The sequence below is a fragment of the Oribacterium sp. P6A1 genome, from assembly GCF_000702885.1.
GTDB lineage: Bacteria > Bacillota > Clostridia > Lachnospirales > Lachnospiraceae > Oribacterium.
On record NZ_JNKO01000057.1, the window covers coordinates 1 to 5878 of the forward strand.

At 37.2% G+C, this 5878-nt stretch carries 7 protein-coding genes and 1 pseudogene; 7 read left to right on the forward strand and 1 reads right to left on the reverse strand.

Annotated elements, in window-relative coordinates; translation table 11 throughout:
- Positions 1-388: 388 nt before the first annotated feature.
- From T515_RS18240 to T515_RS15560, 7 genes and pseudogenes are all read left to right on the forward strand, one after another.
- A pseudogene (locus tag T515_RS18240) lies at positions 389-571 on the forward strand (DUF6462 family protein); the annotation flags it as partial.
- 51 nt (positions 572-622) lie between these two features.
- Positions 623-850: a DUF6462 family protein gene (locus tag T515_RS15535; protein ID WP_036613243.1), complete on the forward strand. Its 228-nt coding sequence runs from the start codon at positions 623-625 to the stop codon at positions 848-850.
- A gap of 2 nt (positions 851-852) precedes the next feature.
- Entirely contained in the window at positions 853-1638 is a 786-nt protein-coding gene (locus T515_RS15540) for a ParA family protein (protein WP_036613226.1), read from the forward strand.
- On the forward strand, positions 1628-2542 hold the full coding sequence (locus tag T515_RS15545) for a ParB/RepB/Spo0J family partition protein (RefSeq protein WP_036613229.1): 915 nt from the start codon (positions 1628-1630) through the stop codon (positions 2540-2542). The genes T515_RS15540 and T515_RS15545 overlap by 11 nt, the downstream gene beginning before the upstream one ends.
- Positions 2539-2901: a replication initiator protein A gene (locus T515_RS15550; protein ID WP_036613232.1), complete on the forward strand. Its 363-nt coding sequence runs from the start codon at positions 2539-2541 to the stop codon at positions 2899-2901. Before T515_RS15545 ends, T515_RS15550 begins: the two co-directional genes overlap by 4 nt.
- A gap of 65 nt (positions 2902-2966) precedes the next feature.
- Positions 2967-3932, forward strand: a complete 966-nt coding sequence (locus T515_RS15555; protein WP_036613235.1) for a DUF6017 domain-containing protein — start codon at positions 2967-2969, stop codon at positions 3930-3932.
- A 144-nt stretch (positions 3933-4076) separates the two neighbouring features.
- A complete protein-coding gene (locus T515_RS15560; protein ID WP_036613237.1) occupies positions 4077-4340 on the forward strand; it encodes a DUF1294 domain-containing protein in 264 nt (87 codons plus the stop codon).
- 35 nt (positions 4341-4375) lie between these two features.
- Here the strand turns inward: T515_RS15560 and T515_RS15565 are convergent, their stop codons facing one another.
- Positions 4376-5725 (reverse strand): glycosyltransferase family 2 protein, encoded by a 1350-nt coding sequence (locus tag T515_RS15565; RefSeq protein ID WP_051671812.1) that lies wholly within the window; start codon positions 5723-5725, stop codon positions 4376-4378.
- Positions 5726-5878: the final 153 nt, after the last annotated feature.

A 5878-nucleotide genomic window follows, 5' to 3' on the forward strand; every position in this document is an offset into this window, starting at 1 on the left:
ACGATGAAAACGCTCAATTAATGTACGGATTTATATGGATGACTATTAATCCATAGCGGTCCAAAGAAGACCAAATAGAACACAGATATACTTCAGTTTCCTTGGATAAAGATGGATTTCCTTGGACATGTATGGACTAAACTAACAATAAAAGATTTACTCTATGGACAGTTAAGCGATAGGTATTTTTGATGTAATTTCTTCAAAAATGCGTTTCGGAACAGTCGGTTCACATAGAGATGGGTATAGCCCCGTATTTTCTAACGATGGAAAATACGGGGCTTTTTTTGTCCGCATATTTCTTTCAGAAATAGAAATGAGGTGAGTGGACATATTAATCGAATTTGTAACAGCACATAAAACAATCACAGGAGGGATAGAAGAAATCATGAAATCACCGCCAGATTTAGACAAATACTTAGGTAAAAAAAAGTGTCGTTACATCACTTATCAGGATGGAGCCAGACAGTACAGCATGCCTTATTGGACATTTGTAAAAATAGCCAAGGAAGCTAAAGCAAATATCAAATTACGTAAGACAGCGTTAGTGGATCAGGAAAAACTAGATAAATATTTGGAAGAATACTATTCAGAAGAAGACAAAAGAAAGGAGAAGCAAGAAATGCCAAAAAACAGAACTACGACTAATGATATTAAGGAATTAGTTAAATCGGGGAAAAAGAAATATGTAAGGTATGCAGAGGGTGCAGAGCTGTATTCCATGGGAAAGCATACATTCCAGGAATTGGCCAAAGATGCAAATGCTATTAGAAAAGTAAAACGAATTGTATTGGTAAATACTGAGATTCTGGATGCTTTTATAGAGTCCTTTGATGAGAGGGGATGTTAACTATGTGTAAAGTAATTGCGGTGGCAAATCAAAAAGGCGGAGTCGGAAAAACCGTGACCTGTGTGAATTTAGGTATAGGCCTTGCTGGAAACGATAAAAAAGTTTTGCTTATAGATGCAGATCCTCAGGGTTCTTTGACAATTAGTTTGGGGTGTGATGAGCCGGACAGTCTTGAGTACTCCTTAGCAACGGCAATGATCAATATTATTAACGATGAATCTGTAGATGTTCGTCATGGTTTGATACATCATGCAGAAGGTGTAGATATACTGCCAGGGAACATCGAATTATCAAGTTTGGAAATAACACTTACGGGAGTTATAAGCAGGGAAACAATATTAAGAGAATATGTCAATAAGGCCAGAGCGTACTATGACTACATAATAATAGATTGTATGCCATCCTTAGGAATGATGACTATAAATGCACTTGCCTGTGCTGATTCAGTTCTTATCCCGGTACAAGCTGCTTACCTCCCTGTGAAAGGCCTCCAACAGTTAATTAAAACTATCGGAAGAATAAAACGTCAATTGAATCCAAATTTAACGATAGAAGGGATTCTGATCACAATGGTTGACCATAGGACAAATTATGCAAAGGATATAACTTCCCAAATCTATGATGTTTATTCTTCGAGCGTAAATGTATTTCCTATCGAAATACCACTTTCAGTAAGAGTTGCAGAGATCAGTGCAACCGGAAGTAGTTTGTATGTTTATGATCCGAAAGGAAAAGCAGCATTTGCATATACCGAATTGATAAAGGAGGTAATGAGTCATGCCGTGTAGAGTCGGAAAAAAGATAAAGCTTACCAGTGTGGATGAATTATTAGGCGCTCCAAGTACTGAAGGTACTGTTGATTTAGATGTCCTGAGTATCTATCCATTTGAAAACCATCCTTTCAAAGTAGTTGATGATGAAAGTATGGAGGAACTGGTAGAGAGTATACAAGAAAATGGTGTTTTGACGCCTGTATTAGTAAGACCGGATGACCAGGGAACCTATGAAATGATTTCCGGACATAGACGACTGCATGCTGCTAAAAGAGTTGGTCTTAGAAAGATTCCGGCTATCATAAAAGAAATGACTAATGATGATGCAACTATCGCAATGGTAGATTCAAACATGCAGAGGGAAGAGATTCTTCCAAGTGAAAGAGCATTTTCTTTGAAAATGAAAATGGATGCCATGAATCATAGGGGAAGTCGATCGGATTTAACTTTGTCCACTGAGTGGACAAAGTTAACTTCGGCAGAAGTTGTGGGTGAGACAATGGGGATTAAAAAATCTCAGGTTCATAGATATATAAGACTTACCTTCCTGATTCCTCAATTGCTTGAATTAGTCGATGCAGGTCGTTTGGCGCTCAATGTTGGCCAGGAGATTTCATATCTAAATAATAATTATCAGAAATGGATTTTGGAGTATATCTGTGAAAATGGAATGATAAAACAAGAACAGCTTATGGATTTGAGAGCGTATAGAGATGATGATTCATTAACACAAGATAAATTGATAGACATATTGATCAAAGGAAGAGCAATACCACAGGTTAGAAAAAAGATTACATTTTCTGAGAGAAAACTTAATAAGTATTTTCCGACTTTCTATTCAAGCGCAGAAATAGAAAGGGTGATTATAGGTTTACTGGAACAGTGGAAAAAGAATCAGGGAGAGGGAGTTAAAAAATGATGGATTACTTTTATGGAACAAATGCAGGACAGTTTGCATCTGTAGTTATCCCGAAAGAATTATTGACCGGAAAGACATTTTCAGATCTATCAGTATCAGCAAAGATGTTATATGCAGTCTTGCTGGACAGGATGAACGAGGCATCGAAAAATAACTGGTTAGACGAAGAAAACAGAGTATATATTGTATACCCATTAAGTCAGCTGGAAGAGGATATAAATTTTTCTAAACATACAATTATTGATTGTATGAAGGAACTGGAAAAAATTGGCCTTATTTGTAAGCACCAGGTTAAAGGGAAACCAAGCAAAATCTATGTAAAAAATTTCAATAGAAGAATACTTAGATCTGTTGGGTAGTGCAGAAATTGCACCACTGAACCGCATAGAGAGATACAGAACGCTATACAAGGGAGGAAAAGAAGTTGAGCGAAAGAATCATATTTGACTATTTCAAAGGTCAAGAATCTGACATGCTTAGCTTTTACAGAATACCTAAGCTTCTATTTACCAATGATTATTTCAAGCAGCTTTGTGTTGAAGCTAAGGTCCTTTATGGACTAATGCTTGATAGAATGTCATTATCACTGAAAAATAAGTGGTTTGATGCTGAAAACAGGGCATATATATACTTTTCACAGCAGGATGCAATGGAAATGCTGAACTGTAAAGAAAATAAGATTGGTGCACTGTTTAAAGATCTTGAGCAATTTCAACTTATCGAACGTAAGAAGCAGGGACAAGGAAAGCCGACAATCATATATTTAAAGAATTTTGTGCAGGAAGAAAATATATGTCAGACCTTTGAAAAAACAATGTCTAAAGAAGATGAAAATAAGTCTAATAACGATAAGGTTTCAGACATGGGAAAAACCAATGTCAAGACTTTGGAAAAATCAATGTCTAGACCTTTGAAAAACCCAAGTCCAGACATGGGAAAAACCAATGCTAATTATAATAATATAAATAATACTGATTTAAATAAATATCATATCGATCAGATAGATCAGACATTGAATGCTGAGTATTTAGCATATGCAGAAAGAATCCGGGAGAACCTGGAACTATCGTTGATGAAAATCCGCTACCCACATTATGCAGAGGTTATTGACGGGATTTATGACCTTATAATTGAAACTGTAATCAACAAGAACGACATCATCTGGATATCAAAGAATAAGTATCCAGGAGAACTTGTGAGATCGAAATTTCTTAAACTGAACAGCAGCCATATTGAGTATGTTCTAGAGTGCATGAAGCAGAGTACAACCAAGATAAGGAATATAAAGAGTTATCTCTTATCGGCTCTCTTTAATGCTCCGACAACAATTGGCAGTTACTATCAGGCCGAAGCAAATTATGATATGAAAGTGAATTTGTGTTATCATTAGCATTATCAAATAGGGCACCTGTATTTCCATACTTACTGGGAGGAGGATTATGGAATTCAAAAAAGGATGCGGTTGGAAAGTCTGCTATGATGAGGGAAGAAATCTCAAGAGAGAATCATACATCAGAATCCTGAGGATGAAATTATGAAGTATATATACTTGATAGTTATCAATGCAGTAGCATTTCTGATGTATGGTATTGATAAAGAAAAAGCACGAAAAGGAAAATGGCGGATAAAAGAGAAAGACCTTATTCTGGTAGCGGTGATCGGAGGCAGCATAGGAGCTTTTTTGGGAATGCACTTCTTTCATCATAAAACCAGACACTGGTATTTCAGATACGGTATCCCTGTCATAATGATCTTGCAGATCATAATAATTGCAGTTATGGGAGCAAAATACTTATAGATATAGTGCTCCCGTTTTTGCTGGGATCAGCAATCTCACCCGTTTGCCCTGAGAAAGTTTTTGATATTTTCAACAGTTCTTTTTTCCAGGTCTTTTAGTGTGGCTATCTCTTTTTCGGAAAGTCCCTGATATCTAAGGGCGTCATAATCCCTTAAGGCTTCATCAAGCTGATCTTCTATGCGTTTCGCGTCATCTAAAACATAGTAGGCGCGGTATCTTTCCGAGAAGGAGGCATTGGCATCATCCTGGGTAGGACGAATGCTTTTTATGAAATGTCTTGATTTCATTTTTTGAAGGGATGCAACAACCGTAACAATCGGTAGTCTGGTGTAATCCATTACCATCTTTTCAGTCACTGGGCTTCCTGTCAGGTGCATGTAAAGCAGTATCCGCACATCCTCAAACTTTAGATCATTCTGTGAAGAAATGGGATTAAGATAGTACTCAATAAGCTTATCCTTGTAATAGTTGTCGGAAAAAACAGTGGCGCGTTCATCTGGATGATATTGAACTGATACCGTTTCTGTGCCAAGTTTTTTTGAAACAGGAGTCCCGGGGATAACAAAGTCATCCTTTGCAAAATCCACCAGGAAGCCGGCAATTTCAGCTCTTCTAAGATCGTACTCATCTTCATCAAATACATTTCTGTAGAACCTGTCATAGTACTGTAACACATTCATTTTCATGTTGATGATCTTCGTCAGGTTCATATTTTGTGAGACCAATGATCCCTCAGTTTTCACATAATAGTAGATCGGTGATTTAACCACTGCGATATGTTCTGCATGAAGCAGATATTCCATATTAAAAATAAAATCCTCACAATAGCTAAGCTCAGCATCCATTCTGAGCTTGTAGCGGTCCAGGAGTTCTTTCTTGTAAAACTTATTCCAAATGACGCCATAGTAGTAATCCGCGGGGTTAGATAGCATATAATCCGCATAATCTTTTCTTGTCAGAATCCGGTCGGTGTCAATGTCTCCTTTTTTCGAAAGATGTTCTCCAACAACGCGGTAGAAATCCGCGATGACCATGTCCGCTTCTGCATCCTCTATAGCACGGACCAGAAGTTTTGTGGCATCAGGAGTTATCCAGTCATCTGCATCAAGAAACTGGATGTAAGTACCTTCTGCCATATCTATGGCCTGATTTCTTGTATCGGAAACTCCGGAATTTTTCTTATGGATAGCTTTCACTCTGCCATCTTTTTCTGCATATTCATCTATGATTGAAGGACTTGAATCCTTACTTCCGTCATCCATGAGAAGAAGTTCAAAGTCCTTGTACTCCTGGTTCAGTATGCTCTCTATACATTTCCTGACGGCTTTTCCGGCATTTATTACAAACGTATATAAAAAGATAAAAAGTATAAAGATTAATACCACAGAACTTTGATCTTAGTTTCAGCTCTATATTGCTTTCTATTTTCACGTCGGTCGGTGGGATGCTAGCGTAAAGTTTTTGTAGGTTTAAGAAAAAAGAAAAGAGAACGTCCATGATCCTTTGATAAAGTTAAGGTGACCAAACCAAACTTAAGG